This window comes from Streptomyces sp. NPDC052496 (assembly GCF_040679095.1).
Lineage (GTDB): Bacteria > Actinomycetota > Actinomycetes > Streptomycetales > Streptomycetaceae > Streptomyces.
The window spans coordinates 635487-661531 of the sequence record NZ_JBFAUH010000001.1 but is presented as its reverse complement, the minus strand read 5'-3'; the positions used below and the strand labels follow the sequence as shown (position 1 = coordinate 661531).

The following is a 26045-nucleotide window of genomic DNA, read 5'->3' as shown; positions in this document are numbered from 1 at the left end:
GGTTCGTACCAACCTTCGGTACGGACCGGCCCGCCTGCTTATTCTGGGGCCCATGCTGACCCTTACCAAGGCCCTGTACGACCAGATCGTGGACCACGCCCGCCAGGACCACCCCGACGAGGCCTGCGGCATGGTCGCGGGTCCGGCCGGCAGCGGCCGCCCCGAGCGGTTCATCCCGATGCTCAACGCCGCCCGCTCGCCCACCTTCTACGAGTTCGACTCCCAGGACCTGCTCAAGCTCTACCGCGAGCTGGACGACCGGGACGAGGAACCCGTGATCATCTACCACTCGCACACCGCGACCGAGGCCTACCCGTCCCGTACGGACATCTCGTACGCGAACGAGCCCGGCGCGCACTACGTCCTGGTCTCCACCGCCGACACCGACGACGCCGGCCCGTTCCAGTTCCGCTCGTTCCGCATCGTGGACGGCCAGGTCACGGAGGAAGACGTCGAGGTCGTCGACGCGTACTGAGCGCCGGGGCACGGACGCGTACCGGCCGGCGACGCCGCCTGCGCGTACCCGCCACCGCGGCGGCGGACGCCGCCCGCGCACCTGACACACTGTGCCGCATCACCTCGGGCGGCAGGACCCAGGAACCCGGTGCGAATCCGGGACGGTCCCGCCACTGTGACCAGGCCACACGGCCTGGAAGCCAGGAACTGACCTGCCGCCCTCACACCGACCAGGGGACGCGGATCCCCCGGAGGAGGCACGGCCATGTCCAGATCCAGGTCCCGCGGCGCGCTGCGCGCGCTCGTATCGGCGGCGCTGCTGCTGCCGCTCGCCGCCTGCGGCACCGGCGGCGACGGCGAAGGAAAGGCGTCCGGCGGGGCCACGGCGAAGACGGCCGGCTTCCCGTACACCGTCGAGAACTGCGGCGTACGCACCACCTTCAAGGCCCCGCCCGAGCGCGTGGTCACCATGAACCAGCACGCCACCGAGATCATGCTCGCCCTCGGCCTCAAGGACCGGCTGGCCGGCACCGCCTACCTCGACGACAAGGTGCTGCCGCAGTACGAGAAGGACTACAAGAGCGTCAAGGTGCTCGCCAAGGAGTACCCCTCCTACGAGACGCTGCTCGGCGCCAACCCCGACTTCGTCTACGGCGGTTACGCCAGCGCCTTCGACAAGGGCGAGGGACGGGAACGGTCCGCACTGGAGAAGTCCGGCATCCGCACCCGCCTGAACATCGAGTACTGCACGCCCGGCAAGACCGGTGTGCAGCAGCTCGGCCAGGAACTCCGCGAGGTCGGCGCCACCTTCGGCGTACGTGACCGCGCCGAGGCCCTGGTCAAGAAGGCCGAGGCCACGATCGACGCCACCGAGGACAAGCTGAAGGGCACCGCACCGGCCTCCGTCTTCGTCTACGACAGCGGCGACAGCGCCGTGCACACCGCGGGCGGCAAGGGCATCGGCAACGAGATCATCTCGCTGGCCGGCGGCCGCAACGTCTTCGCGGACACCGCCAAGACCTGGACGGACGTCTCCTGGGAGCAGATCGTCGAACGCAAGCCCGAGATCATCGTGATCTACGACTACGGCGGCACCCCCGTCGAGGCGAAGAAGAAGCGGCTGCTCGACGACCCGGCGCTCCAGGACGTACCGGCCGTCAAGAACAAGCGCTTCGCGGTCCTGCCGCTGTCCAGCGCGGTGCTCGGCGTACGCGTACCGGACGCCGTCCGGTCGCTGGCCGGACAGCTGCACCCGGACGCCTTCAAGCAGCCCCGGTGAGCTGCGAGACCGCGGCCGCACCGCGCCGGCTGCGCTACCCCCTCGTGCTGTCCGTCCTCCTCGCCGCCCTGCTCGCGGCGGGCCTGGCCGGCCTCGTCCTCGGCTCCGTCCGCATCCCGCCCGCCGACGTGCTGCGCATCCTCACCGGGGACGCGCCGGCCGGACCGTTCCCCACCATCGTGCTCGACGTACGGCTGCCGCGCGTCCTGCTCGGCGCCGTCGTCGGCGCCGGGCTCGCCGTCATCGGCACCGTCCTGCAAGCGCTGGTGCGCAATCCGCTCGCCGACCCGTTCCTGCTCGGCGTCTCCTCGGGTGCCTCGACGGGCGCCGTCATGGTCGTCGTGCTCGGCGTCGGCGGCGGCATGGCGAGCACCGTCTCGATGCCGCTGGCCGCCTTCGCCGGGTCGCTGGGCGCCCTGGTCGCCGTGTACGCGCTGGCCCGGCGCGGCGGCACCATGACCACCGGGCGGCTCGTGCTGGCCGGCGTCGCGGTCCAGTACATCCTCTCCGCGCTCACCAGCCTCGTCCTGGTCACCTCGGCCAAGGCCGAACACCTGCGGTCCCTCATGTTCTGGACCCTCGGTGGCCTCGGTCAGGCCCGCTGGGACACCCTGTGGCTGCCCGCCGCCGTCCTGCTCGCCGGCCTCGCGCTGCTGCTCACCCTCGCCCGGCCGCTCGACCTGCTGCTGGTGGGGGAGGAGGGCGCCACCGTCCTCGGCCTGGACACCGGCCGCTTCCGCGCCGCCGTCTTCGTCCTCGCGTCGCTGGTCACCGGCGTCCTGGTGGCGGCCAGCGGCTCGATCGGCTTCGTCGGCCTGATGGTGCCGCACGCCGTCCGGATGCTCGTCGGCGCCTCGCACCGGGCCCTGCTGCCGGTGGTCGCGCTGGCGGGCGCGGTCTTCGTCGTCCTCGCCGATCTGCTCGCCCGTACGGTCGCCGGCTCCCAGGAGATCCCCGTCGGGGTGGTCACCGCGCTGGCCGGCGGCCCGTTCTTCCTGTGGCTGCTGCGCCGCACCACCCGTACGGAAGGGATCACCGGATGAGCGGCCTGAGCACGGGCCCCGGCGAGGGCCCCGGCACGGACCCCGCCCCCGCCGAGCTGCGGACCGAGGGCCTGTCGTACGGCGTCGACGGCCGCCACCTCGTCGACGGCGCCGATCTGTACGTCGCGCCCGGCGAGACGGTGGGCCTGGTCGGGCCCAACGGCAGCGGCAAGACCACCTTGCTGCGCTGCGTCTACGGCACCCTGGCGCCCACCCACGGCCGCATCACGCTGGACGGCCGCGACCTGGCCGGATTCTCGGCCAAGGAGCGGGCCCGGCGGATCGCCACCGTGCCCCAGGACGGCACCGGTACGTTCGAACTGACCGTGCGCGAGATCGTCGCCATGGGCCGCTCCCCGCACAAACGGTTCTGGCAGACCGATACGGCGGACGACGCCGCCCGCACCGACCAGGCGCTGGAACGGGTGGGCGTCGCCGCGCTGCACCACCGTTCCTTCGCCGCGCTGTCCGGCGGTGAGCGGCAGCGCGTTCTGGTCGCGCGCGCCCTGGTGCAACAGCCGTCGTTGCTCGTCCTCGACGAGCCGACCAACCACCTCGACATCCGCTACCAGCTCGACATCCTCTCCCTGGTCACCGCCCTCGGCACCAGCACCCTGCTCGCCCTGCACGACCTCAACCTCGCCGCGTACTACTGCGACCGCCTGTACGTGCTGCGCGAGGGCCGCGTCGTCGCCCACGGCACACCGCGCGAACTCCTCACCCCCGGCCTGCTGGCCGACGTGTACGGCGTCGCCGCCGAGGTCAGCACACATCCGGTGACGGGGGCGCCGACGGTGGTGTACCTGCCGCCGGGTGCTGCGGGTGCTACGGGTGCCGTGGGTGCTACGGGTGCCGTGGGTGCCACGGGCAGCGCGGGCGGCGTGGGCGCCACGGACAGCGCGGGCGCCACGGATGCCACGGATGCCACGGATGCCACGGACGGCGCGGCCGCCCGGAGCGCGACGGCGGCGGAGCGCCGGTGAACACGTACGAGGAAGCCGCCGCCGGCAGTCCCGCCGGGCCGCTCGCCGCGCTCGCCGCGCACGGCCCCCGCTACCGCCTCGGCCTCGGCGCCCCGCCGGACGGCGAGCCCGGCTGGCTCGCCGCCGACCGGCTGCTCGACCCGCACGGCTCGGAACTGTCCCACCTGCTGGACACCGAGTACCAGGGCAGCGGCCACCGCACCGCCCACGCCGCCGCCCTCACCCTCATCGCGGTCTACGCGGGCCGGGTCACCGCGGCGGCCGTCCTGCACTGGGCACTGACCGGCCGCGTCCTGGACGTACGGCCGGAGAACGTGCTCCTGCGGCCGGACCCCGGCCACGGCATCGCGGGGGTGCGGCTGCGGACGTTCCGGACCCTGGACGTGGCGCCGGACGGCGGCGCCGAAACGCTTCAGCAGGTCGTCCTCGCCCGCCACCTGCTCCCGCTGGCCGACGCCCTGCGGGAACGCACCCGTGCCGGGCTGCGGCAGCTGCGCGGGGGAGTGGCGCACGGCTGCGCGACCGCCCTCGGCGCCTCCCGCGCCGATCCGGCGCTGCTGGCCCGCCGCTGGGCCGCCTTCCTGGACGGCGCGCCCGGCGGCCTCGCCGCGCTGGGTGATGTGGTCACCGTCACGCGCCGGGACGGCTCCCCGCGCCTGGTCCACCTCCGCCGGACCTGCTGCCTCTTCTACACGAGCGCCGAAGCCGTGCGCTGCGCCAGCTGCTGCCTGACCAGCAGGGACGAGCGGATCGCGGCGTACGAGGCGCGCCCCTGACCCGTACCGCCACCGACCGCGTCCCACCTGGTGTGCACCGGGCGTCCGCATCGCAAGACGAGGTTCCAGTCCCCGGACCGGGAATCGATACGATGACCGCATGGTTTCTGACGACGTGAGCGAGAAGACGCCGGGCATGTTGCTTGTGGCGCGGCTGCACGTCGACCTGTGCCGCCTTGCCAGCGCCATCTGTCCGATCAGCGCTGCCGCCTGACGCCGCCGGTACACCGGCCGCGCGGCGGTCCCGGCGCGCACCCTGCCGTGCGCGCCCGGCAACGCGCCCATCCGCCCAGCGCCTCCGCGGCGCACGCCCCGAGCCTGCGCCGCCCGCACGCCCGCCCGCACGTCACTGCCTTCACACAGGAGCTCTCATGGCCATCGAGGTCCGTATTCCGACCATCCTCCGCACCTACACCGACGGCCAGAAGGCCGTCGAAGGCAACGGGGACACCCTCGCCGACCTCTTCGCCGACCTGGAGAGCCGCCACTCCGGCATCCGCGAGCGCCTCGTCGACGGCGAGCAGCTGCGCCGCTTCGTGAACGTCTACCTCAACGACGAGGACGTGCGCTTCCTGGAGGGCATCTCCACCAAGCTCAGTGACGGCGACAGCGTCACCATCCTGCCCGCCGTGGCCGGCGGCTCGGGCATGTCCGGCGGCCCCCGGGGCCGGCGCTGATGCGGTACGACTCCCCGCTGGCGGCGGTCGGCAACACCCCGCTGGTCCGCCTGCCGCGGCTGTCGCCCGCCGCGGACGTCCGCATCTGGGCCAAGCTGGAGGACCGCAACCCGACCGGCTCGGTCAAGGACCGCCCCGCGCTCCACATGATCGAGCAGGCGGAGAAGGACGGCCGGCTCACCCCCGGCTGCACGATCCTGGAGCCCACCTCGGGCAACACCGGCATCTCGCTGGCGATGGCGGCCAAGCTCAAGGGCTACCGCATCGTCTGCGTCATGCCGGAGAACACCTCCTCCGAGCGGCGCGAACTCCTCGCCATGTGGGGCGCCGAGATCATCTCCTCGCCCGCGGCGGGCGGCTCCAACACGGCCGTACGGGTCGCCAAGGACCTGTCCGCCGAGCACCCCGACTGGGTGATGCTCTACCAGTACGGCAACCCCGACAACGCCGGCGCGCACTACGCCACCACCGGCCCGGAGATCCTCGCCGACCTGCCCTCCATCACCCACTTCGTGGCGGGCCTGGGCACCACCGGCACGCTCATGGGCGTCGGCCGCTACCTGCGCGAGCACGTCCCCGGCGTACAGATCGTCGCCGCCGAGCCGCGCTACGACGACGTGGTCTACGGGCTGCGCAACCTCGACGAGGGCTTCGTGCCCGAGCTGTACGACGAGTCGGTGCTCACCACCCGCTTCTCCGTCGGCTCCGAGGACGCCGTCCGCCGCACCCGCGAACTCCTCGCCGAGGAAGGCATCTTCGCGGGCGTCTCGACGGGCGCCGCCCTGCACGCGGCGATCGGCGTGGCCAAGAAGGCGGTCAAGGCCGGGCAGACCGCCGACATCGCCTTCGTCGTCGCCGACGGCGGCTGGAAGTACCTCTCCACGGGGGTCTACACCGCCGAGACCACCGAGGCCGCGATCGAAACGCTGCACGGCCAGCTCTGGGCATGAGGGGCGCGGGGGCCGGGAGCCGGGCGGGGGCCGGGGTCCTCCCCGGCGCATCCGCCCGCGCCCTCACCGCCCGGTGAGGCGGCGGACCCGCTTCCACAGGGCCGCGTCGACCGTTCCCGCGCGGCGGCGGAAGTCCCGTAGCGGCACGTCGCGCAGCTCGTCGGTCTCCAGGAAGCTCGCCCGGCCCTGACCGTCACCGACCGTGCCGGGCGGCAGCGGCAGGACACCCGGGCGGTCCGGGTGGTACCGGCTCGTGATCTTCGCGACCTGCGCCGTACCGCCGCGTACCGACAGCACCAGGCACGGGCGGTCCTTCCCGCCCGGCCCGTCCTCGTACGGCACCAGCGCCCACCAGATCTCCCGCGCCCGCGGCGTGCGGGCGCCCGGTTCCGTGACCCGGGGAGGATGCCCGCCGGGGCGCGTACGGCCGCGCGCCCGCGCTCTTGGCCTGAAACGCGCGCTCTGCCGCCGCCGCGCGCCCCGCGCCCGTGCCCGCCCGTCGACGAGCGCCGCCACCAGCGCCAGCGCGGCCACCACGGCCAGCGCCGGCCACCACCGTGAGAGGTCCACGGCCCGCTCCCTCCAAGATCCCGGCCCGGCCCCGACCGTACCGGCCCGAGCGACCGGACGGCACGGCCGTACGGGGCCGGACCGCACGGCGGTACAGGGTCGGACGGCGCCGCCGTACGGGCGTCGTGTAGGCGTACGGCGCCGGGGAACGACAGGTAGGGAACGCCTTCCTGTACACACCCACCCGGACTGGTGATTCCGCCCACAGCTCGCCCCGCCGGAGGAGCCACCGGCCCTTTCGCGCCTTACGCTCGTGGGCACCGCAATGACCGTTCAGGACCCGGCAAGGACGCCCGCCGGGCGAGGACCGGCGAGGACCCGTGCACGCCCCCGCCGAAGCCCCGCATGGACCCGCCGCTCCGCCCCCAGCCACGGAGGTTCACGCCCGCATGAAGCTCACTGTCGTCGGTTGCTCGGGGTCGTTCCCTTCCACGGAATCGGCCTGTTCGAGCTACCTCTTGGAGGCCGACGGCTTCAGGCTGCTCATCGACATGGGCAACGGCGCCCTTGGCGAGCTGCAGCGCCACTGCGGTCTCTACGACCTCGACGCCGTACTCCTGTCCCACCTGCACGCCGACCACTGCATCGACCTGTGCGGCTATTTCGTCGTCCGCTACTACCGGCCCGACGGCGGCCGGTGCGCGCCGATGCCCGTGTACGGCCCGGCCGGCACCGAACGCCGGCTGACCGCCGCGCACGCGGACCTGCCGACCGACCAGGCCATGAGCGAGGTCTTCGACTTCCGGACCCTGACCCCCGGCACCTTCACCGTCGGCCCCTTCACCGTCCGGACGGACCTGGTCAGCCACCCCGTCGAAGCGTTCGGCTTCCGTATCGAACACGACGGCAAGTCGCTGACGTACTCCGGCGACACCGGCGTCTGCGACGCGCTGGACGGCCTCGCCGAGGGCACCGACTTCTTCCTGTGCGAGGCGTCCTTCACGCACGGCAAGGAGGACATCCCGGACCTCCACCTCAACGGCCGCGAGGCCGGCGCGCACGCCGCGCGCGCCCGCGCGGGACGGCTGGTCCTGACCCACATCCCGCCGTGGACCGACCCGGGCATCAACCTGCGCGACGCGCAGGAGGTCTTCGACGGGCCGGTCGAGGTCGCCAAGGCGGGCGCGGTGTACGAGATCTGAGACGCGGCCGGAACGGGGTCCGGGGCCCGGGGCGCCCATTCTCCGGGGGCCGGACCCGCCCCGTACACCCGGCTCGTACACGGCGGGTCCGTTCACGGCGGGTCCGTACGCAGCAGACCCCGAGCACAGCAGCCCCCGAGCACAGCAGACCCCCGTACGCACCAGGCCCCCGCGACCATGTGGTCACGGGGGCCTGGTGCGTACGGGGGCGTGCGGCCGGGGCCTACTTGCCCTCGGCCTTCTGGAGCTCGGCGAGTTCCTCGTCGGTCTCGCGGCCCGGCGTCTTCAGGTTGAACTTGGTGATCGCGAACCGGAAGATCACGTAGTACAGGGCGGCGAAGCACAGACCGACCACGGCCAGCCCCAGCGGGTTGGTCGCGATACCGAAGTTCAGTACGTAGTCGATCGCGCCGGCCGAGAAGCCGAAGCCGTCCTTCATGCCCAGCGCCCAGGTCAGCGCCATGGACACACCGGTCAGTACGGCGTGCACCGCGTACAGCACCGGGGCGATGAACATGAACGTGAACTCGATCGGCTCGGTCACGCCGGTGACGAAGGCGGTGAGCGCGAGCGAGAACATCATGCCGCCGACGACCTTGCGGCGCTCGGGGCGGGCGCAGTGCACGATCGCCAGGCAGGCGGCGGGCAGTGCGAACATCATGATCGGGAAGAAGCCGGTCATGAACTGGCCGGCGGTGGGGTCCTTCTCCAGGAAGCGCGCGATGTCGCCGTGCTTGCCGTGGAAGTCACCGGCCTGGAGCCAGGGGAAGGAGTTCAGCAGGTGGTGCATGCCGACGGCGATCAGACCGCGGTTGGCGACACCGAAGATGCCCGCGCCGACCGCGCCGGAGCCGACCAGCCACTCACCGAAGTTGTGCAGGGCGGTGCCGAGGACCGGCCAGATGTAACCGAAGACGATGCCGATCAGCAGACCCGCGAAGGACGCGAGGATCGGGACCAGGCGGCGGCCGCCGAAGAAGCCGAGCCAGTCCGGCAGCTTCTTGCGGCTGTAACGCTGGTAGAGCAGGGCGACCACGATGCCCATCACCACGCCGCCGAGCACCTTGGCGTCGGCCGGCGCGGCCTGTTCGACGATCTTCCCGTCGACCACCTTGGCGATCTTCGGGAGGCTGTCGTCACCGAAGGTCGCCAGTACCTTGCTGAAGACCAGGTAGCCGACGACGGCGGCCAGGCCGGTCGAGCCGTCCGACTTCTTGGCGAAGCCGATGGCGATACCGACGGCGAACAGCAGCGGCATGTTGTCCAGGAGCGCACCGCCACCGGCGGCCAGGAACTCCGCGATCTTGTTCAGGAACGCGGGCAGTTTCTCGTGGCCGAGCAGGTCGGACTGGCCGAGCCGGACCATGAGTGCCGCGGCGGGCAGCGTGGCGATCGGCAGCATGAGGCTGCGGCCGATGCGCTGGGCGACGGCCATGGCGCCGGCGCCGCGGCGCTTCTTGTCGGGAGCCGCCGTAGCGGTGGCCGAACTCATCGGATTCCTCCTGGTGAGGCGGGCTCTCGGAGAAAGGGGACGGCCCGCCGGCTTGGTCTACACCACTCAGTGGTTTAGACCATTCTTAGCATGTCGCCCACAGATAAAGGAATCCGTTGTTCCCCAACGTTTAGATCACATGCCGAGTGGCCTACAAGTGCCCCGGCACCAAGGGCCGGTCGGCCCGGGCCGTACTCCGGCCCGGGCCTCGCCGACGCCTCGTCGACACCTGATCGTCCCCGCCGTCGCCCCGCCCGGCCGGCGCCCCGCCCCTCTCTCCCCTTCCCCTGGCCTACTTCGTATTCTCCTTCGTCAGCTCCTCCTCCACTTCCTCCGGCTCACGGCCCGGAGTGTGCAGGTCGAACTTGGTGATCACGAAGCGGAAGAGCGCGTAATAGACGACGGCGAAACACAGACCGATCGGAATGATCAGCCACGGTTTGGTCGCCAGCCCCCAGTTGATCACGTAGTCGATCAGCCCGGCCGAGAAACTGAACCCGTCCTTGACGCCCAGCGCCCAGCTCACCGCCATCGACACACCCGTCAGCACCGCATGGATCGCGTACAGCACCGGCGCGACGAACAGGAACGAGTACTCGATCGGCTCGGTCACCCCCGTGACGAAGGACGTCAGACCGACCGACAGCATCAGACCGCCGATCTCCTTACGGCGGTGCCGCTTGGCGCAGTGCGTGATCGCCAGCGCCGCGGCCGGCAGCGCGAACATCATGATCGGGAAGAAACCCGTGATGAACTGCCCGGCCGTCGGATCCCCCGCCAGGAACCGGTTGACGTCACCGTGCACCGTCGTACCGTCCGGCTTGGTGAAATCACCGAACTGGAACCACATGAACGTATTCAGGAACTGGTGCATCCCGATCACCAGCAGCGCCCGGTTCGCCACCCCGAACACGCCCGAACCGGCCGCACCCCGATCCGTCAGCCACTCGCTGAAACTCGTCAGCGCGTCACCGACCGGCGGCCAGACCCACAGGCACAGCGCCGCGAAGGCCAGCCCCACGAACGCCATCATGATCGGCACCAGCCGGCGCCCGTTGAAGAAGCCCAGCCAGTCCACCAGCTTCACCCGGTGGTAACGCTGCCAGAACCACGCCGCCAGGAACCCCATGACGATCCCGCCGAAGACCCCCGGATTCTGGAACGCCGCCGGAGTGGCCTTCCCGCTCCCGTCGACACACACCCCGCCCCACTGCCCGGCCGTGGCGTACTCGGACCCCGCCGCGCAGTCCTGCGGGAACTGGTGCAGCACCGAGTAGTAGACGAGGAAGCCGGCCACCGCGGCCAGCGCCGTCGAACCGTCCGCCTTCTTCGCCATGCCGATCGCCACACCGACGGCGAACAGCAGGGGCAGCCCCAGTGAGGAGTCCAGCAGCGCGCCCCCCGCCCCCGCGAACACCTTCGCCACACTCTCCCAGCCCAGGCCGTCCGCGCCGAAGACGTCCGGCTGGCCCAGCCGGTTCAAGATGCCCGCAGCGGGCAGCACCGCGATGGGGAGCTGAAGGCTGCGCCCCATCTTCTGAAGTCCCTGGAACAGACCCGCCGACCGCTTCTTCGCTCCCGCCGCTGCCGCGTTCGAACTCATCCGCATCCTCCCCGCCGTCGGTCCGTGACGGACCGGCTCGGTACGTACCGCATACTGATGGTGTAGACCACTTGTGGTGCGTTTCGGGCCCCGGAAAGCGCTGCCGGGTGGTCGCCATCATTCGCCAGAGCGCGGGCACGCGCCCAGGTAACTGGGCTGAACGTGCGTTACCGTGTGAGCACCGTGCGGCACCGACCGCCGGTGGCCGAGACAAGCAGGAGTGGACATGGCCAGCAAGGCTGAGAAGATCGTCGCCGGGCTCGGCGGCCTCGACAACATCGAAGAGGTCGAGGGCTGCATCACCCGCCTGCGCACCGAGGTCGCCGACCCCTCGCTCGTCGACGAGGCCGCGCTCAAGGCCGCCGGCGCGCACGGCGTCGTGAAGATGGGCACCGCCATCCAGGTCGTCATCGGCACCGACGCGGACCCGATCGCCGCCGAGATCGAAGACATGATGTGAGCAGCTGACCGCTCACCCGCCCGGGCCCCGGCCGCCCGTCGCCCCTGACGACGGACCGGGGCTCCGGCATGCGCACGTCCCGAGACCCCGCACCGATCCGGAACCCGCCCCCCTGCCGAGCCGATAGGGTCGGGGCCATGTCTCGTATCGACGGCCGCACCCCCGACCAGCTCCGCCCCGTCACCATGGAACGCGGCTGGAGCAAGCACGCCGAAGGCTCCGTACTGATCTCCTTCGGCGACACCAAGGTCTTCTGCACCGCCTCCCTCACCGAAGGCGTCCCGCGCTGGCGCAAGGGCAGCGGCGAGGGCTGGGTCACCGCCGAGTACTCCATGCTGCCGCGCTCCACCAACACCCGCGGCGACCGCGAATCCGTCCGCGGCAAGATCGGCGGCCGTACGCACGAGATCTCCCGCCTCATCGGCCGCTCGCTGCGCGCCGTCATCGACTTCAAGGCCCTCGGCGAGAACACCGTCGTCCTGGACTGCGACGTCCTCCAGGCCGACGGCGGCACCCGCACCGCCGCCATCACCGGCGCCTACGTCGCCCTCGCCGACGCCATCGCCTGGGCCCAGGCCAAGAAGAGCATCAAGGCCGGCCGCCAGCCGCTGATCGGCACCGTCTCCGCCGTCAGCGTCGGCATCGTCGGCGGCGTACCGATGCTCGACCTCTGCTACGAGGAGGACGTGCGCGCCGAGACCGACATGAACGTCGTCTGCACCGGCGACGGCCGCTTCGTCGAGGTCCAGGGCACCGCCGAGGCCGAACCCTTCGCCCGCGAGGAGCTCAACTCCCTCCTCGACCTGGCCGTCGCCGGCTGCGCCTCCCTCGACGCAGCCCAGCGCGAGGCCCTCGCCCGCACGCTCTGACGGCCACCGCAGTCGTACGGACGCTTGACGCGCCGGCCCCGCCACCAGCGGGGCCGGCGCGCCCCTTTCCGCCCCTGGCGTCCCCCTGTGACCTTTTTCTCGTGGGATCTGCGTCTCTAGGAAAACGCCGGACGGCCGCGCACCGTGGAACCCATGTCCACTTCCGCTGTCACGGCTGCCGCAGCCGACGCCTCCGTCACCGTGTCCCGGGCCCGCACCGGCGGACCCAAGGACGGCAACAACCCGCTGGAACACGTCGCCGGCTGGGCCCTCGTCGTCGTCCTGGCCATGCTCTTCACCCAGACCGGCCTCATGTGACGCGCGGCGCGGCCGCCGCTGACGCGAGGGCAGCCGCCCCGCCCGCTGCTCCGCCCCGGCAACCAAAACCCCGCCCGGCGGCGTTTCTCCCAGTACGAGTACCCGGTTGCACCGCCCGTGCCCGGCACGCCCAGGGGAGGACCGTTCCATGGCTCTACGCCGCCGTACCGCGCTCCGCGGCCGCACCGCACTCCGCCGCGCTGCTGACCGCCGCCCCGCGGCCACCACCGCGGCCGTCCTCGCGGCGGCCGTCCTGGCCGTCCCTCTGCTTTCCGCCTGCGGAGCGGTCGAGAAGGCCGTCGGCTGCGCCAAGACCGCCACCACGTTCGCCAACGACCTGTCCTCCCTCACCCAGGACCTCGGCAACGCCGGCAACAGCCCCCAGGACGCCGAACGCGCCATCGACCGCCTCAACGACGACCTCGGCAAGATCCGCAAGACGACGGACGACCCCGGCGTACAGAAGGCCCTCAGCAACCTGAGCGACGCCCTGAGCAAGGCCGACGACGCCGTACGCGACGGCCGCACCCCCGACCTGTCCGCGCTGCGTGACGCGGCCGCCGCGCTCACCCAGAGCTGCGCGACGGGATGAGCGGACCGGCCGCCGCCCCTGGATAATCGGGCCCCATGAAACGCCTGATCCTCGCCACCCGCAACGCCGGCAAAGTCACCGAACTCCGCGCCATCCTGGCCGCCGCCGACCTCGACGTCGAACTGGTCGGCGCCGACGCGTACCCGGACGTCCCCGACGTCAAGGAAACCGGCGTCACCTTCGCCGAGAACGCCCTCCTCAAGGCCCACGCCCTCGCACAGGCCACCGGCCACCCGGCCGTCGCCGACGACTCCGGCCTGTGCGTCGACGTCCTCGGCGGCGCCCCCGGCATCTTCTCCGCCCGCTGGGCCGGCCGGCACGGCGACGACCAGGCCAACCTCGACCTGCTGCTCGCCCAGCTCTCCGACATCGCCGACCCCCACCGCACGGCCCACTTCGCCTGCGCCGCGGCCCTCGCCCTCCCCGACGGCACCGAACGCGTCGTGGAAGGCCGCCTCGAAGGCACCCTCCGCCACACCCCCACCGGCACCGGCGGCTTCGGCTACGACCCCATCCTGGCCCCCCTCGGCGACACCCGCACCTGCGCCGAACTGACCCCCGACGAGAAGAACGCCATCAGCCACCGCGGCAAGGCGTTCCGGGGGCTGGTGCCGGTGGTGCGGGAGTTGTTGGGCTGAAGCAAGCAGAAGGGCTGCCCCCCTCTGAGGGACAGCCCTTCTGACCAGTGTGGCCGGTGGGATTCGAACCCACACGAGCTAAGCTCACCCGGACCTAAACCGGCGCGCGTCTGCCTTTCCGCCACGGCCACTGGCCGCCAGCCATGGTACCGGCTGGCGGCTTCAGTGGGATACGGACGGATCAACGGGCTCTGCGACGCGGGTCGCCTCCCCTGCACCAGGTGCTGGTCGCCGCATGACAGTTGGGGCACAGCAGGCGGAGGTTCTCGGGCCGGTTGTCGCTCCAGTCACCGTTGATGTGGTCGATCTCCAGCGTCATCGGCCGACCGTGCCACGCCGGGCCGGTTCCGCACTCCGCGCACTGGTCGGCGAGGCCGGTCTCCAGCAATGCCCGTCGCAGTTGCGATGTGCCGGTGCGGCGCCCGGTGTCCTGCTTCTTGAGTATTTCGTGAGCTGGTTTCCTGTTGTGCATCACCTTTCCCCGTTGGTGGGCCTGGCCCAGAAAGTGGCTGGTATCGATGCCGTACTCGGCGGTCCACCGCCGGAACTGCTTGCGCGTGCAGCAGTTCGAAGTCCGGTTCACATGCCGTAGAGCCGCTGCCACGGAACAGGAGGAGGTGACGGCTTCCTGGAGTGCCGCTTTCGTGAGGCGCGGGTGGCCTCGCCCCACGGCTTCAAAGTGCGAAACGTCGATGCCGAAGTGGGCGAAGCGCCGGAGAATGTGCCTCCGGACCTGTTGGTAGGGGCGGACACCGACGAAGGCGACGACTTCGTCGATGTTCTTGCAGCGGCGAGCGGCCTCGTCGAGCAGTTCCCTGGTGTAACGCACACCGCTGCTCATCGTCGTACACCCGCCAGCGCGCTCCGGGCCCTTTTGGCGCGTCCGCGATAGGTGTCCGTCACCGAATGGCAGTTGGGGCAGAGAACCCGGAGATTCTCCATCCGGTTGTTCCGCCAATCGCCGTCGATGTGGTCGATCTCGAGTGGGATGGTGCCGCCGCGCCAGTTCGGGCCCGTGCCGCACAGCGTGCACTCGTCGGCGGCGCCGCGGGCCAGCATCGCCGCCTTCAAGCGGCTGCTCGGCACCCGGCGGGCGCCTGCGGCCGGCATTTCCACCAGCAGACCGGCGTCGGAGCGACGCCGGGTCGCCCGCCTGGTGCGGCTCTTGCCCGTGAAGTGCGAGGTGTCGATCCCCAGTGCCCGGATCCGGCGGCTGATGTGGGTGTGGTGGCCGCCCACCTCCTCGATGCCGAGGTACCGCAGCACTTCACAGACATTCGTGGAGGAGGCCACCGCGGGCTCCAGTACTTCTTTGGTCCAGCGTGCGCCCTCACTCACGAAGTGCGAGGTGTCGATTGCCATCAACCTCATGCGCTCACGGAGGTAAGTACGCCGTGAACTCTTCGGATCCACCCCTAATTTGACCAACGCCTCCGACAACGTACGAGACGAAGCCGCCGCCTCGGCCAAGCGCTCGCGGGTAAAGGGACTGACCGGCATATGAACCCCCGTGATGTCTTTCGGCTGTGTGTCGCACTCTCGAACTGTCCAACGCCCTCACCCCCCACCCGGTTACGCCGAACAGCCCATAAACCCAAAAAAACGACCGCGGCCCCCGCCCAACAGGGCGAGGGCCGCGATGCGGACTGCGAAGAGGGATCAGAACCGCGGGTCCGGGGACTGGGCGGTGACCATTTCTACGGCTTCCTCCTTGGTGGCTACTGCGGGTGGGGAGCCTTCCAGGGGCTGTTGGGCGGTTTCCTTCATGCAGGCCACGGCGATGGCGCCGACGAGGGCGGCGCCCATGGCGTAGTAGGCGGGGATCATGTCGTTGCCGCCGAAGCCGTCCATGAGGGCGGTGATGACCAGGGGGGTGGTGCCGCCGAAGAGGGAGACGGCGAGGTTGTAGCCGATGGAGAGGGAGCCGTAGCGGACGCTGGTGGGGAAGAGGGCGGGGAGCGCGGCGGACATGGTGCCCAGGAGGCAGACCAGGGAGAGGCCGAGCATCAGCATGCCGGGGATGATCGCGGCCACGCTGCCCTGCTTGACCAGCAGGAAGGCGGGGACGGAGAGGAGGAAGAAGCCGAGCATGCCGGCCATCAGGAGTGGCTTGCGGCCGTAGCGGTCGTTGAGCTTGCCGACGCTGCTGATGATGCACATCAGGACGATCATGGTGCCGATGACGATCAGCAGACCGTGCGCCTCGTCGTAGTGGAGGGTGTCGGTCAGGTAGGTCGGCATGTAGGAGAGCAGCATGTAGTGGCAGATGTTGTACGCGCCGACCAGCGCGATGCACAGGATCAGCATCGGCCACTGCTGCGAGAAGATCTCGCCGAGCTTCTTCTTGGGGGCGTTCTCCGAGAGGTGGGAGAAGTCGGCTTCGGTCTCGGCGACGGAGGCGTCACCGTTGTGCGTCCGGACCGCTTCGAGCTTCTGGAAGGCGGGGGTCTCGTCGAGCTTCATCCGCAGGTAGAGACCGACCAGGCCGAGCGGTCCGGCGACCAGGAACGGGATGCGCCAGCCCCAGTCGTGCATGGTCTCGGAGCCGAGTGCGGTGTTGAGGATCAGGACCAGGCCGGCGGCGCCGACGTAGCCGGCCAGGGTGCCCATTTCCAGGAAGCTGCCGAAGAAGCCGCGCTTCTTGTCGGGCGCGTACTCGGCGATGAAGGTGGAGGCGCCACCGTACTCACCGCCGGTGGAGAAGCCCTGGATCATGCGGAAGACGATCAGGAGGATCGGGGACCACAGGCCGATGCTGGCGTACGAGGGGATCAGGCCGATGCACAGGGTGCCCGCGGCCATCATGATCATGGTGAGGGCGAGGACCTTCTTGCGGCCGATGCGGTCGCCGAGGGGCCCGAAGAACGCACCGCCGATGGGCCGTACGAGGAAGGCGACGGCGAAGGTGGCGAAGGAGGACAGCAGACTGGCGGTGTCGCTGCCGCCGGGGAAGAAGACCCTTCCGATGGTGACCGCGAGATAGCTGTAGATGCCGAAGTCGAACCATTCCATGGCGTTGCCGAGCGCGGCGGCCTTCACGGCGCGTTTGACGATGCGCTCGTCGGTCACCGTGATGTCGGTGCGGCGCAGCCGGGGGTTCCGGCGGCGGGCGACGGCACGGAACAGGTTTCTGTGGCGTTTGAACGCCGCAGGATCCCGGTCGGTCGTGGGTTCGGCTTCGGTGCTGCCGGTCGGCACGAGTCGAGTCCTCTCGGTCGGTCAGCGCGCTCGATGCGCGGCAGGTGGGTCGCGGCGGTCGTGGGCGTCCGGGTGGCCGGGCCGGCCGGTGGCCGGAGGGCCGGGTGGCCGGGGCGGCCGCCGGGTGGTCGCCGGTGATCACAAAGGTGGTCGTACGACAGGTGCGCCTGCGCAGTGGAGCGCGACTCAAACCACTCTGACCCCACAACGCGATGTACGTCACGTGGCGTGCGCCGTCCGGCGCAGCGGTTTCTCCCGGTTTCGTGGTGGATTTCGCCAGGGGTGTGCCGGTCGCTGTTACAGAACTGGTACAAAGCCGCGTGGTCACCGAAGCGTCCGGGCAATCAGCTCGTGTGGCGGGGAGGGGAGAGTTGCGGGTATCGAAACCGCCCTTATGCTCCGAACCGTTCGCTCTGCGGACACCTCGCGTACGTGTGCCTCGTTTCTCGCGCGCGCGTGGAACGTTCACCCGGTGGCGCGTGATGCGTTCGGACGTGGTGGCCCGTTCTGCGCCGGCACGGGGCCGCTGCCCCGGAAGGAGAAGTTCATGACCGACCGCGAAGGCTCCCGCCGGTTCAGCGGGCGCACCGCCCTGGCGACCTTCGCCGCGGTCACCGCGCTGGCGGCCGCCGGTGTGTGGTTCAGCCAGGCGACGGACCGCGCGTCGGCGGTGGACGTGGCGCCGAAGACGTCGGCGGTGCAGGACGTGAAGTCGTCCGGGAAGGCGTCCGGCGGGCTGCCGGGGGTGCGGGACTGCGGGTTCGGCGAGCCGGAGATCAAGCCGCGGGTCATCACGTTGACGTGTGCGGACGCGGGCATGGTGGCGACCGGCATCACGTGGGACCGGTACGGCACGGCGGAGGCCGAGGGCAAGGGCGTGGTGCAGGTGGAGAAGGCCGCGGCGGGGGCGGGTACGGACGCCGGGTTCCCGGCGACGTTCCGGCTGTACGGGGCGAAGACGGTGGACGGCGCGCGGGCCTTCACGGGGCTGGAGGTGACGTACGAGGGCTCGACGCCGCTCGGTGATTCGACGGAGATGTACAACCTCGCGTGATGGGTATCCGGGGCCGGATCGCGCTGGCCATTTCGTGTGTGACGGCGCTGGCGGTGGTGGTGCTGGGGTTCGCGGTGCACCACATCGCGGACGCGGAGCGGGAGCGGTCGGCGCGTTCGTACCAGGACGACCGGCTCAGTTCGGCGCTGCAGATCTACGAGCGGGACGGCACGTTGGCGCTGGGCGCGCAGCTGGACGACGCGACGCTGCCGGGTCCGCTGCGGGCGGCCGTCTTCGAGGGCAAGTCGCGTACGTACGTGAGTCAGGGCGAGGACCCGCGGGTGTGGGCCGCGACCGGCGTGGGCGGCGGTTCCAGGGCCGGCGGTTCCGGGGCCGGTGAGTCCGGAACCGATGGCTCGGGAACCGGTGGTTCCGGCTCGGGGGGGCCGGGTGACCCGGAGACGGAAGGTTCCGGCGGGTCCGGGGCGCAGCCGCGGACGCTGTCGGTGTCGGCGGCGTTCCCGGACAACGACCCGGCCCAGGAGGCGCTGGACCGGGCGCTGCTGATCGCGGGCATCGGCACGGTGGTGCTGATGGCGGGCGTGTCGTGGTTCGTCTCGCAGCGGCTGTCGCGGCGGCTGCGGCACAGTGCGGCCGCGGCGCGCCGGATCGCGGCGGGCGAGCCGCCGGACGCGGACGCGCTGGCCGCGGGCGGCCGGGACGAGGTGGCCGAGCTGGGCCGTTCGGTGCACCACATGGCGACGTCGCTGGCGGCGCGGGTGGAGGCGGAGCGCAAGTTCACCGCCGACGTGGCGCACGAGCTGCGGACGCCGGTGGCGGGGCTGGTCGCGGCGGCCGAGCTGCTGCCGCACGAGCGCGCCGTCGAGCTGGTGCGGGACCGGGCGCAGACGATGCGCAACCTGGTCGAGGACCTGCTGGAGGTGTCCCGGCTGGACGCGGGCGTGGAGTCCGCGCAGCTGGACGCGGTGGACCTGCCGTCGCTGGTGCGCGGGATCGTGGGCCGGGCGGAGGTGGTGCGCGGCATCTCGGGCGTCGAGGTGGTCGTGGTGGGTCCGGCGCGGGTGGTGGAGACCGACCGGCGCCGGGTGGAGCGGGTGCTGGTCAACCTGCTGGCGAACGCGGCCAAGCACGGCGCGCCGCCGGTGGAGGTGCGGGTCGAGGGCGCGCGGATCGTCGTACGCGACCACGGTCCCGGGTATCCGCCGGAGCTGTGCGCGGAGGGGCCGCGCCGGTTCCGTACGGCGGCTCCGGAGCGCGGTACGGGGCACGGTCTGGGGCTGACGATCGCGGCCGGGCAGGCGGAGGTGCTGGGCGGCCGGCTGGTGTTCGGTGCGGCCGAGGGCGGCGGCGCGGAGGCGGTGCTGGAGCTGCCGGGGCCGGTGGAGCCGGGCGGGGCGGAGCGGGTGCCGGTGGTGGAGCGGGGCGCGGTGGCGGCCTCGTAGGGGGCTGTACGGGGCCGGAGCCTTGGCCGGGTGCCGGGTGCCGGGTGCCGGGTGCCGGGTGCCGGGTGCCGGGACCGGGGTCTTGGCCGGTGCCGGGGCCGGTGTGCGCGGACACCGGTCCCGGCACCGGCCCCGGCCAAGGCCGCTGACCGTCAGGCCGCGGGCGACAGCTCCGAAAGCCTCACGGCCCCGGTTCCTCCTACAGCCCCAGATCCTTGATGATCTTGGCGACGTGGCCGGTGGCCTTCACGTTGTACAGGGCGCGCTCGACCTTGCCCTCCTCGTCGACGATCACCGTGGAGCGGATCACGCCGGTCACGACCTTGCCGTACAGCTTCTTCTCGCCGAAGGCGCCGTACGCCTCCAGGACCTGCTTGTCGGGGTCGCCCAGCAGGGTGACCGACAGCTCCTCCTTCTCGCGGAACTTCGCGAGCTTCTCCGGCTTGTCGGGGGAGATGCCGATGACGTCGTAGCCGTGGCCGGCCAGGAAGTCGAGGTTGTCGGTGAAGTCGCAGGCCTGCTTGGTGCAGCCGGGGGTCAGCGCGGCCGGGTAGAAGTACACGATGACCTTGCGGCCCTTGTGGTCGGCGAGCGAGACCTGCTTGCCGTCCGCGTCGGGGAGGGTGAAGGCGGGGGCGGTGTCGCCGGGCTGCAGTCGCTCGCTCATGGCTCTCCTTGGGGTGGGCGGCACGCGGGGAACACGTACGGGGTGGCGGGTGCGCGAGCGCGTCGCGCCCCTGTTTGCGGTACGCCCCGAGATTACTGAGCCGCCCGAAAAGGGGGTGCTGTGGGGCGGCGGGGCGGTGGTGCTGACAGACTGTCCGGACGGAGACGGATCGAGACGACCGGAGGCAGCGCGGTGTCGGAAGCCAGGACCCCTGCGCAGATCGAGAAGGACATCGTCCGCAGGCGGCAGGAGCTTGCCGTGACGCTCGACGAGATCGGTGTGCGGCTGCACCCGAAGACGATCATGGGGGACGCGAAGGCGAAGACGGCGGCGGCCGTGGACCGCACGGCGGGCCGGGCGTACGTGGCCGCCAACCGCGCGGTCTCGGACCTCCGCGCCCAGCTCGTGGCGGAGGACGGCGCGCCCCGGCTGGAGCGGGTGGTGCCGCTGGCGATGATCGGGGTGGCTGTCGTCGGGCTGCTGGTGGTGGGCTCGAAGCGCCGCCGTTCCTAGGTACGGGCCCGGGCCGGGCGGTGTGCGGCCGTGCGGCCAGGTACCGTCTTGCCGTGAGCCCGAATAACGCCAAGGACACCCACGACAAGCTGCCCATCCGGATGCTGCACGACCGGGTGCTGGTCCGTACCGACATCGCCGAGGGCGAGCGCCGCTCGACCGGCGGCATCGTCATTCCCGCGACCGCGGCGGTCGGCCGCCGCCTGGCCTGGGCCGAGGTGGTCGCGGTGGGGCAGAACGTACGGACCGTGGAGCCCGGCGACCGGGTGCTGTACGACCCGGAGGACCGGGCCGAGGTCGAGGTGCGCGGTGTCGCGTACGTGCTGATGCGCGAGCGCGACCTGCACGCGGTGGCGGCGGAGCGCCTGGAGGGCGCCGAGGACGCGACGGGGCTGTACCTGTAGAAAGCGGCAGCGGTGAGGCCGTACACATCCCAAAGGCGTACGGCTGTACGGATGTGTACGGCCGTACGGAGGCGACAGCGGGCGGTGACCAGGGTCACCGCCCGTTTTGCGTGCCTTTTGCTAGGGTCGGAAGCATCCCGACGAGACGCGCCGTACCGGGTCACGACAAGACGACGCACCCCTGTAGAAGCTCGTTTTCCACGGAGGTGCCGTCATGGCATGGATCCTGCTCGCCGTCGCCGGTCTGCTGGAGGTCGGCTGGTCGATCGGTATGAAGTTCACCGACGGCTTCACCCGGCTGTGGCCCAGCGTCTTCACCGGCGCGGGCATCGTCGCCAGCATGGTGCTGCTCTCGTACGCCGCCCGTACCCTGCCGATCGGCACCGCGTACGGCGTCTGGGTCGGCATCGGCGCGGCGGGTGCCGCGGTCGTCGGCATGCTGGTGCTCGGTGAGCCCGCCACCGCCGCGCGGATCTTCTTCATCTGCCTGTTGCTGGTGGCGGTGGTGGGGCTGAAGATGACGTCCGGCCACTGACGCGGCCGTAGGGCCGCACCCCGCCTCAAGAACCTCAAGGCCCCGCCCCAGGCCCCCGCCTCAAGCCCCTGGGAAGTTCTCCCACCCCCCGTACCCTCCGTCGTACCCGCCCCCCATGCCGCCGCCCATCCCGCCGCCGATGCCGCCCCGGCCACCGCCGCCGATCGCGCCCTCGGCGCCACCGGCGGGCGGCTCCACGGTGGGCCAGTCGTCGGTGGGGCCGGTGGTCGGTTCCTGGGTCGGGAACGTCGGGAAGCTGGGGCCGGGGGCCGTGGTGGGGCCGCTGGTCGGCGGGGTGCCGGTCGGGCCGGTGGGCGGGAGGGTGTCGGTGGGCGGGGCCGCGCTGGTGCTCGGCGACTCGCCGGGCGAGGTGGACGGTGACTCGCTGGGTGCCTGGCTCGCGCCCTCCTCCAGGTCCAGGTCGAAGTCCTTGGCCGGCTTCCCCTCCAGGGCCGCCGAGGTGTACGCGGCCCAGATCTCGGCGGGGTAGCCGCCGCCGTTGATGCGGGCCTGGCCGGCCGCGCCGTACAGCGGTTTCTGCGCGCCGGTGTCCGGGTCCTGGCCCAGGACGCCGACGACGGTGGCCAGGTCGGGGGTGTAGCCCGCGAACCAGGCGGCCTTGTCCTTCTCGGCCGTGCCGGTCTTGCCGGCCGCGGGCCGGCCGACGGCGCGGGCCGCGGCGCCGGTGCCGCCGGGGCTCTCGATGACGCTGCGCAGGATGGAGGTGGTGGTGTCGGCGGCGTTGCGGGGGACCGCGGTCTTCGCGCCGCGGTCCGGCAGCTCGACGGTCTCGCCGCCCTTGGCGGCCTTGGCGACGAGGCTGTACGCGTGCTGCTTGCCGTGGTTGGCGAGGGTGGCGTACACCTGCGTCATGTCCAGGACGCTGGGGGTGGCGGTGCCGAGGGAGATGGCGCCCTGGGAGGAGCCGAGGCTCGGGGTGTCCTTGGGGATGCCGAGGTCGATGGCGGTCTCCTTGACCTTCTCCGGGCCGACGTCGACACCCATCTGGGCGTACACGGCGTTGACGGACTTGTCGGTGGCGGTGGAGACGGTGATCGGCCCGTAGGAGCGGCCGTCCTCGTTCTCGGGGGCGAAGCCGACGCGCCGGCCGTTGCTGACCGCCTCGCGCTTGTTGGTGCCGTCGTAGACCGTGTTCGGGGTGATCCTGTTGCCGTCCTGGGTGACGGCCTCGTTGGCGACGGCGGAGGTGAAGACGATCGGCTTGAAGATGGAGCCGACCTGGTAGTCGCGGCGGGTGGCGCTGTTGACGTACTGCTTGGCGTAGTCGATGCCGCCGTACATGGCGACGACGTCGCCGGTGGCGGGGTCGATGGAGGCGCCGCCGGCCCGTACGTAGCGGTCCGCCCCGGACGTGCCGAGGTGCTGCATCAGCTTCTTGTCGACGGCCTCGACCAGGGCGTCCTGGCGTTTCCTGTCGAGGGTGGTGGTGATGCGGTAGCCGCCGGCGGCCAGCGTCTGATCGTCGAGGATCTTGTTGTTGGTCAGGTAGTCCTTGATCGCTTCGACCAGGTAGCCGCGCTGTCCCGACAGGCCGGTGGGCGGCTTGGCCTTCCCGGGGGCGGGGAACGTCAGCGTGGCCCGTTCGGACTCGCTGATCCACTTCTTCTTGACCATGCCGTCCAGGACGTAGTTCCAGCGGTCCAGGGCGCGCTGCCGGTTCTCGGGGTGGGTGGCGACGTCGTACGCGCTGGGCGCGTTGAGCAGGGTGGCGAGGTAGGCGCCCTCGGCGGTGGTGAGCTGGTCGGAGTTCTTGCTGTAGTACGCCTGGGCGGCGGCCTGGATGCCGTACGCGTTGCGGCCGTAGTAGCTGGTGTTGAGGTAGCCCTCCAGGATCTCGGACTTGCTGCGCTCGCGGTCCAGCTTGATCGCGATGAAGAACTCCTTGGCTTTGCGGGTGACGGTCTGCTCCTGGCCGAGGTAGTAGTTCTTCACGTACTGCTGGGTGATGGTGGAGCCGGACTGCTTGCCCTTGCCGGTGACGGTGTTCCACGCGGCGCGGAGCATGGCGACGGGGTCGACGGCGGACTCGGAGTAGAAGTCGCGGTCCTCGGCGGCCAGTACGGCTTCCTGGGTGGTCTTCGGCACCTGGCTCAGCGGGACGTTCTCGCGGTTGACCTTGCCGTCGCGGGCGATCTGGCTGCCGTCGGCGTACAGGTAGACGTTGCTCTGTGCCTGGGCGGCCCGGTTGGCGGCGGGGATGGGGACGAGCATGTACCCGGCGACGAGGCCGCCCGCGATCAGCAGCAGGATGAGCAGGAAGCCGCCCAGCACCATCCGCCAGGTGGGCAGGGCCCGCCGCCAGCCGGTGCGCTTCGGGCGGCCCTTGCCGCCCTTGCCGGCCCCGGCCTCCGCGCCGGCCGCCGGGCCCTCCTGGGCGGCGGTGCCGTCGGCGGCCGCCGGCCGCCCGGAGCGCGCGGCCCACCTCGGTACGCGGGGGCCGGCCTTGCCGTCCTGCTGCGGATCGTCACTCATGTCTGTATGGACTCCTCGGCCGCCGCCGAGGGTTGTACCGCGGCGGATCGGTGACGTGTCGGGCGATTCGCGTTCAAAGCCGGAAAAGGAACTGTCGCCCGATACGAAACTCTCGCATCATGCCCTTCACTCACGAGGGGCGGCGCGCACCTGTGACCGCTCCGTGACCGGCCGAACGGGTCGTAAGTCTCACCGGAACGGGTGAATAAATGCGTGGCCGGGCCCCGGCGCGCCGCACTAGGCTCCTGTGCTCCGCGCCGAAGTGGCGCGCCGTCAGGTACGGGAGGCGCCGTACGTGTTGTACGCAGCCGTCGCGTCCGGCAGCTTCCGGCGCTATGCCACCTACCGTATCGCCACCGCTTCCGGTGTCTTCACCAACACCGTCTTCGGCTTCATCATCGCCTACACCTACATCGCCCTGTGGACCGAGCGTCCTCAGCTGGGCGGCTACGGCCTGCCGCAGGCGCTGACGTTCGTCTGGATCGGCCAGGCGCTGCTGGCGGCCACCGGGCTGCTCATGGGCGGCGGCATGGACGAGCTCCAGGAGCGCATCCGCAGCGGGGACATCGCCGTCGACCTGTACCGGCCCGCCGACCTCCAGGTGTGGTGGCTGGCCGCGGACCTCGGGCGGGCCGCCTTCCAGCTGCTGGGCCGGGGCCTGGTGCCGATGGCGGTGGGCACGCTGGTCTTCCCGTCGGCGCTGCCCGCCTCGCCGGTGACCTGGCTGCTGTTCCTGGTGTCGGTGGCGCTCGGGGTGGTGGTCGGCTTCGCGCTGCGCTACCTCGTGGCGCTGACGTCGTTCTGGCTGCTGGACGGCGCGGGGGTGGGGATGGTGGCCGGGCTGCTGTGCATGTTCTGTTCGGGGATGGTGCTGCCGCTGACCGTCTTCCCCGGCGCTTTCGGGGAGGTGGTACGGCTGCTGCCGTGGGCCTCGATGCTCCAGGTGCCGGCCGACGTCCTGCTGGAGGTGCACGACGGCGTGGGCGTGGCGCGGGCGCTGGCCTTCCAGGCGGGGTGGGCGGTGGTGCTGCTGGTGGCGGGGCGGCTGGTGCAGTCCGTGGCGACGCGGAAGGTGGTGGTGCAGGGTGGCTGAGGAGTGGGCGCGTACCGGGGTGGTCCCGCGGCTGGGGGCGGGGCTGCGGGCGTACGGGCTGATCGTGGCGATGTGGGTACGTTCCACGCTCGCCTACCGGACGTCCTTCCTGCTGACCGCGCTCGGCCACTTCGCCGCCACCGGGCTGGACTTCGTGGCCATCCTGCTGATGTTCTCGCACATCACCGTCCTCGGCGGGTTCTCGCTGCCCGAGGTGGCGTTCCTGTACGGCACGTCCAACGCCGCGCTGGGCCTGGCGGACCTGGCGCTGGGCAGCATGGACCGGCTCGGGTCCAGGGTCCGGGACGGCACGGTGGACGTCCTGCTGGTGCGGCCCGTACCGGTCTTCGCGCAGGTCGCCGCGGACCGTTTCGCGCTGCGCCGGCTCGGCCGGATCCTGCAGGCGCTGCTGGTGATGGGCTGGTCGCTGCCGCTGCTGGAGGTGGACTGGACGCCGGGCACGGTGCTGCTGGTGCCGATGATGCTGCTGTGCGGCGCGGTGATCTTCGGGGCGGTCTTCACGCTGGGGGCCGCGTTCCAGTTCGTCGCGCAGGACGCCGCCGAGGTGCAGAACTCGTTCACGTACGGCGGGTCGACGATGCTCCAGTACCCGCCCACCGTCTTCGCCGAGGACCTGGTGCGCGGCGTGACGTTCCTCGTCCCCCTCGCCTTCGTCAACTGGCTGCCCGCGCTGCGCCTGCTGGGCCGCGACGATCCGCTCGGGCTGCCGGGCTGGGTGGACTTCCTGGGGCCCGCGGTGGCGGCGGCGATGTGTGGACTGGCCTGGCTGGCCTGGCGGGCGGGCCTGCGGAACTATCGGAGCACGGGGAGCTGAGG

General features: G+C 71.4%; 28 protein-coding genes, 1 tRNA gene, 1 pseudogene and 2 riboswitches. Of the genes and pseudogenes, 21 read left to right on the top strand and 9 right to left on the bottom strand.

Features of this window, described 5'->3' with window-relative positions; genetic code table 11:
- The first annotated feature begins 52 nt into the window (after positions 1 to 52).
- The 8 genes and pseudogenes from AB0L45_RS02945 to AB0L45_RS02910 all read left to right on the top strand — a co-directional run bounded on the left by AB0L45_RS02945 (position 53) and on the right by AB0L45_RS02910 (position 6164).
- Positions 53 to 475, top strand: coding sequence for a M67 family metallopeptidase (locus AB0L45_RS02945; protein WP_365835396.1), 423 nt, complete (start codon positions 53 to 55; stop codon positions 473 to 475).
- A gap of 119 nt (positions 476 to 594) precedes the next feature.
- Positions 595 to 666: riboswitch (cobalamin riboswitch) on the top strand.
- A gap of 55 nt (positions 667 to 721) precedes the next feature.
- A complete protein-coding gene (locus AB0L45_RS02940; RefSeq protein ID WP_365835394.1) occupies positions 722 to 1735 on the top strand; it encodes an ABC transporter substrate-binding protein in 1014 nt (337 codons plus the stop codon).
- Positions 1732 to 2778: an iron ABC transporter permease gene (locus AB0L45_RS02935; protein WP_365835392.1), complete on the top strand. Its 1047-nt coding sequence runs from the start codon at positions 1732 to 1734 to the stop codon at positions 2776 to 2778. Before AB0L45_RS02940 ends, AB0L45_RS02935 begins: the two co-directional genes overlap by 4 nt.
- A pseudogene (locus AB0L45_RS02930) lies at positions 2775 to 3593 on the top strand (ABC transporter ATP-binding protein); the annotation flags it as partial. The gene AB0L45_RS02935 and the pseudogene AB0L45_RS02930, both read left to right, overlap by 4 nt.
- A gap of 164 nt (positions 3594 to 3757) precedes the next feature.
- Positions 3758 to 4537 (top strand): (2Fe-2S)-binding protein, encoded by a 780-nt coding sequence (locus tag AB0L45_RS02925; protein ID WP_365835390.1) that lies wholly within the window; start codon positions 3758 to 3760, stop codon positions 4535 to 4537.
- A gap of 100 nt (positions 4538 to 4637) precedes the next feature.
- Positions 4638 to 4751, top strand: coding sequence for a putative leader peptide (locus tag AB0L45_RS02920; RefSeq protein WP_365835388.1), 114 nt, complete (start codon positions 4638 to 4640; stop codon positions 4749 to 4751).
- A 157-nt stretch (positions 4752 to 4908) separates the two neighbouring features.
- Complete coding sequence (locus AB0L45_RS02915; protein WP_365835386.1) at positions 4909 to 5214, top strand: MoaD/ThiS family protein; 306 nt, start codon at positions 4909 to 4911, stop codon at positions 5212 to 5214.
- Positions 5214 to 6164 carry a cysteine synthase gene (locus tag AB0L45_RS02910; RefSeq protein ID WP_365835384.1) on the top strand — a complete coding sequence of 317 codons (951 nt, stop codon included), beginning with the start codon at positions 5214 to 5216 and terminating at the stop codon, positions 6162 to 6164. Before AB0L45_RS02915 ends, AB0L45_RS02910 begins: the two co-directional genes overlap by 1 nt.
- A gap of 63 nt (positions 6165 to 6227) precedes the next feature.
- Here AB0L45_RS02910 and AB0L45_RS02905 read toward each other — a convergent pair whose 3' ends face one another.
- Entirely contained in the window at positions 6228 to 6734 is a 507-nt protein-coding gene (locus AB0L45_RS02905) for a type II toxin-antitoxin system PemK/MazF family toxin (protein WP_365835382.1), read from the bottom strand.
- A gap of 389 nt (positions 6735 to 7123) precedes the next feature.
- On the opposite strand from AB0L45_RS02905, the gene AB0L45_RS02900 reads away from it, so the two are divergent.
- Positions 7124 to 7876, top strand: coding sequence for an MBL fold metallo-hydrolase (locus tag AB0L45_RS02900; protein WP_365835380.1), 753 nt, complete (start codon positions 7124 to 7126; stop codon positions 7874 to 7876).
- A gap of 223 nt (positions 7877 to 8099) precedes the next feature.
- On the opposite strand, the gene AB0L45_RS02895 is transcribed toward AB0L45_RS02900, so the two are convergent.
- Positions 8100 to 9368, bottom strand: a complete 1269-nt coding sequence (locus AB0L45_RS02895) for a PTS transporter subunit EIIC (protein WP_365835378.1) — start codon at positions 9366 to 9368, stop codon at positions 8100 to 8102.
- Between the two features lie 292 nt (positions 9369 to 9660).
- Positions 9661 to 10971 carry a PTS transporter subunit EIIC gene (locus AB0L45_RS02890; protein WP_365835376.1) on the bottom strand — a complete coding sequence of 437 codons (1311 nt, stop codon included), beginning with the start codon at positions 10969 to 10971 and terminating at the stop codon, positions 9661 to 9663.
- A gap of 226 nt (positions 10972 to 11197) precedes the next feature.
- On the opposite strand from AB0L45_RS02890, the gene AB0L45_RS02885 reads away from it, so the two are divergent.
- The 5 genes from AB0L45_RS02885 (at position 11198) to rdgB (ending at position 13848) form a co-directional block, all read left to right on the top strand.
- Positions 11198 to 11431 carry a glucose PTS transporter subunit EIIB gene (locus AB0L45_RS02885; protein WP_003986022.1) on the top strand — a complete coding sequence of 78 codons (234 nt, stop codon included), beginning with the start codon at positions 11198 to 11200 and terminating at the stop codon, positions 11429 to 11431.
- Positions 11432 to 11568: 137 nt separating this feature from the next.
- Positions 11569 to 12300 carry a ribonuclease PH gene (rph, locus tag AB0L45_RS02880; protein ID WP_365835374.1) on the top strand — a complete coding sequence of 244 codons (732 nt, stop codon included), beginning with the start codon at positions 11569 to 11571 and terminating at the stop codon, positions 12298 to 12300.
- Positions 12301 to 12453: 153 nt separating this feature from the next.
- Positions 12454 to 12618, top strand: coding sequence for an SCO1431 family membrane protein (locus AB0L45_RS02875; protein ID WP_365835372.1), 165 nt, complete (start codon positions 12454 to 12456; stop codon positions 12616 to 12618).
- A gap of 148 nt (positions 12619 to 12766) precedes the next feature.
- Positions 12767 to 13210, top strand: coding sequence for a hypothetical protein (locus tag AB0L45_RS02870; RefSeq protein ID WP_365835370.1), 444 nt, complete (start codon positions 12767 to 12769; stop codon positions 13208 to 13210).
- 35 nt (positions 13211 to 13245) lie between these two features.
- Positions 13246 to 13848, top strand: coding sequence for an RdgB/HAM1 family non-canonical purine NTP pyrophosphatase (rdgB, locus tag AB0L45_RS02865; protein WP_365835368.1), 603 nt, complete (start codon positions 13246 to 13248; stop codon positions 13846 to 13848).
- Positions 13849 to 13896: 48 nt separating this feature from the next.
- On the opposite strand, the gene AB0L45_RS02860 is transcribed toward rdgB, so the two are convergent.
- The 4 genes from AB0L45_RS02860 to AB0L45_RS02845 all read right to left on the bottom strand — a co-directional run bounded on the left by AB0L45_RS02860 (position 13897) and on the right by AB0L45_RS02845 (position 17046).
- A tRNA-Leu gene (locus tag AB0L45_RS02860) sits at positions 13897 to 13979 on the bottom strand.
- A gap of 50 nt (positions 13980 to 14029) precedes the next feature.
- Entirely contained in the window at positions 14030 to 14689 is a 660-nt protein-coding gene (locus AB0L45_RS02855) for an HNH endonuclease (protein WP_365835366.1), read from the bottom strand.
- Positions 14686 to 15348 (bottom strand): HNH endonuclease signature motif containing protein, encoded by a 663-nt coding sequence (locus AB0L45_RS02850; RefSeq protein ID WP_365835364.1) that lies wholly within the window; start codon positions 15346 to 15348, stop codon positions 14686 to 14688. Before AB0L45_RS02850 ends, AB0L45_RS02855 begins: the two co-directional genes overlap by 4 nt.
- A gap of 159 nt (positions 15349 to 15507) precedes the next feature.
- Positions 15508 to 17046 carry an MFS transporter gene (locus AB0L45_RS02845; RefSeq protein ID WP_365835362.1) on the bottom strand — a complete coding sequence of 513 codons (1539 nt, stop codon included), beginning with the start codon at positions 17044 to 17046 and terminating at the stop codon, positions 15508 to 15510.
- A 547-nt stretch (positions 17047 to 17593) separates the two neighbouring features.
- Here AB0L45_RS02845 and AB0L45_RS02840 point away from each other — a divergent pair.
- Both AB0L45_RS02840 and AB0L45_RS02835 read left to right on the top strand, forming a co-directional pair.
- Positions 17594 to 18100 carry a hypothetical protein gene (locus AB0L45_RS02840; RefSeq protein WP_365835360.1) on the top strand — a complete coding sequence of 169 codons (507 nt, stop codon included), beginning with the start codon at positions 17594 to 17596 and terminating at the stop codon, positions 18098 to 18100.
- On the top strand, positions 18100 to 19503 hold the full coding sequence (locus tag AB0L45_RS02835) for a HAMP domain-containing sensor histidine kinase (RefSeq protein WP_365835358.1): 1404 nt from the start codon (positions 18100 to 18102) through the stop codon (positions 19501 to 19503). The genes AB0L45_RS02840 and AB0L45_RS02835 overlap by 1 nt, the downstream gene beginning before the upstream one ends.
- 199 nt (positions 19504 to 19702) lie before the next feature.
- Here the strand turns inward: AB0L45_RS02835 and bcp are convergent, their stop codons facing one another.
- Complete coding sequence (gene bcp, locus AB0L45_RS02830) at positions 19703 to 20170, bottom strand: thioredoxin-dependent thiol peroxidase (protein WP_365835356.1); 468 nt, start codon at positions 20168 to 20170, stop codon at positions 19703 to 19705.
- Positions 20171 to 20362: 192 nt separating this feature from the next.
- Between bcp and AB0L45_RS02825 the strand changes: the two genes are divergently transcribed.
- The 3 genes from AB0L45_RS02825 to AB0L45_RS02815 all read left to right on the top strand — a co-directional run bounded on the left by AB0L45_RS02825 (position 20363) and on the right by AB0L45_RS02815 (position 21622).
- Positions 20363 to 20683, top strand: coding sequence for a DUF3618 domain-containing protein (locus AB0L45_RS02825; protein ID WP_365835354.1), 321 nt, complete (start codon positions 20363 to 20365; stop codon positions 20681 to 20683).
- A gap of 101 nt (positions 20684 to 20784) precedes the next feature.
- Positions 20785 to 21087 (top strand): co-chaperone GroES, encoded by a 303-nt coding sequence (locus AB0L45_RS02820; RefSeq protein WP_174856576.1) that lies wholly within the window; start codon positions 20785 to 20787, stop codon positions 21085 to 21087.
- A gap of 114 nt (positions 21088 to 21201) precedes the next feature.
- Positions 21202 to 21267, top strand: a riboswitch (guanidine-III (ykkC-III) riboswitch).
- A gap of 34 nt (positions 21268 to 21301) precedes the next feature.
- Positions 21302 to 21622 carry a multidrug efflux SMR transporter gene (locus tag AB0L45_RS02815; RefSeq protein WP_030023730.1) on the top strand — a complete coding sequence of 107 codons (321 nt, stop codon included), beginning with the start codon at positions 21302 to 21304 and terminating at the stop codon, positions 21620 to 21622.
- Positions 21623 to 21682: 60 nt separating this feature from the next.
- Here AB0L45_RS02815 and AB0L45_RS02810 read toward each other — a convergent pair whose 3' ends face one another.
- The gene (locus tag AB0L45_RS02810; RefSeq protein WP_365835352.1) at positions 21683 to 24115 is read right to left on the bottom strand and encodes a transglycosylase domain-containing protein; all 2433 of its coding nucleotides are present in this window, start codon (positions 24113 to 24115) and stop codon (positions 21683 to 21685) included.
- A 295-nt stretch (positions 24116 to 24410) separates the two neighbouring features.
- Between AB0L45_RS02810 and AB0L45_RS02805 the strand changes: the two genes are divergently transcribed.
- Together AB0L45_RS02805 and AB0L45_RS02800 are read left to right on the top strand one after the other, a co-directional pair.
- On the top strand, positions 24411 to 25208 hold the full coding sequence (locus tag AB0L45_RS02805) for an ABC-2 family transporter protein (protein ID WP_365835350.1): 798 nt from the start codon (positions 24411 to 24413) through the stop codon (positions 25206 to 25208).
- A 70-nt stretch (positions 25209 to 25278) separates the two neighbouring features.
- Positions 25279 to 26043 carry an ABC transporter permease gene (locus AB0L45_RS02800; protein ID WP_365835646.1) on the top strand — a complete coding sequence of 255 codons (765 nt, stop codon included), beginning with the start codon at positions 25279 to 25281 and terminating at the stop codon, positions 26041 to 26043.
- Positions 26044 to 26045: the final 2 nt, after the last annotated feature.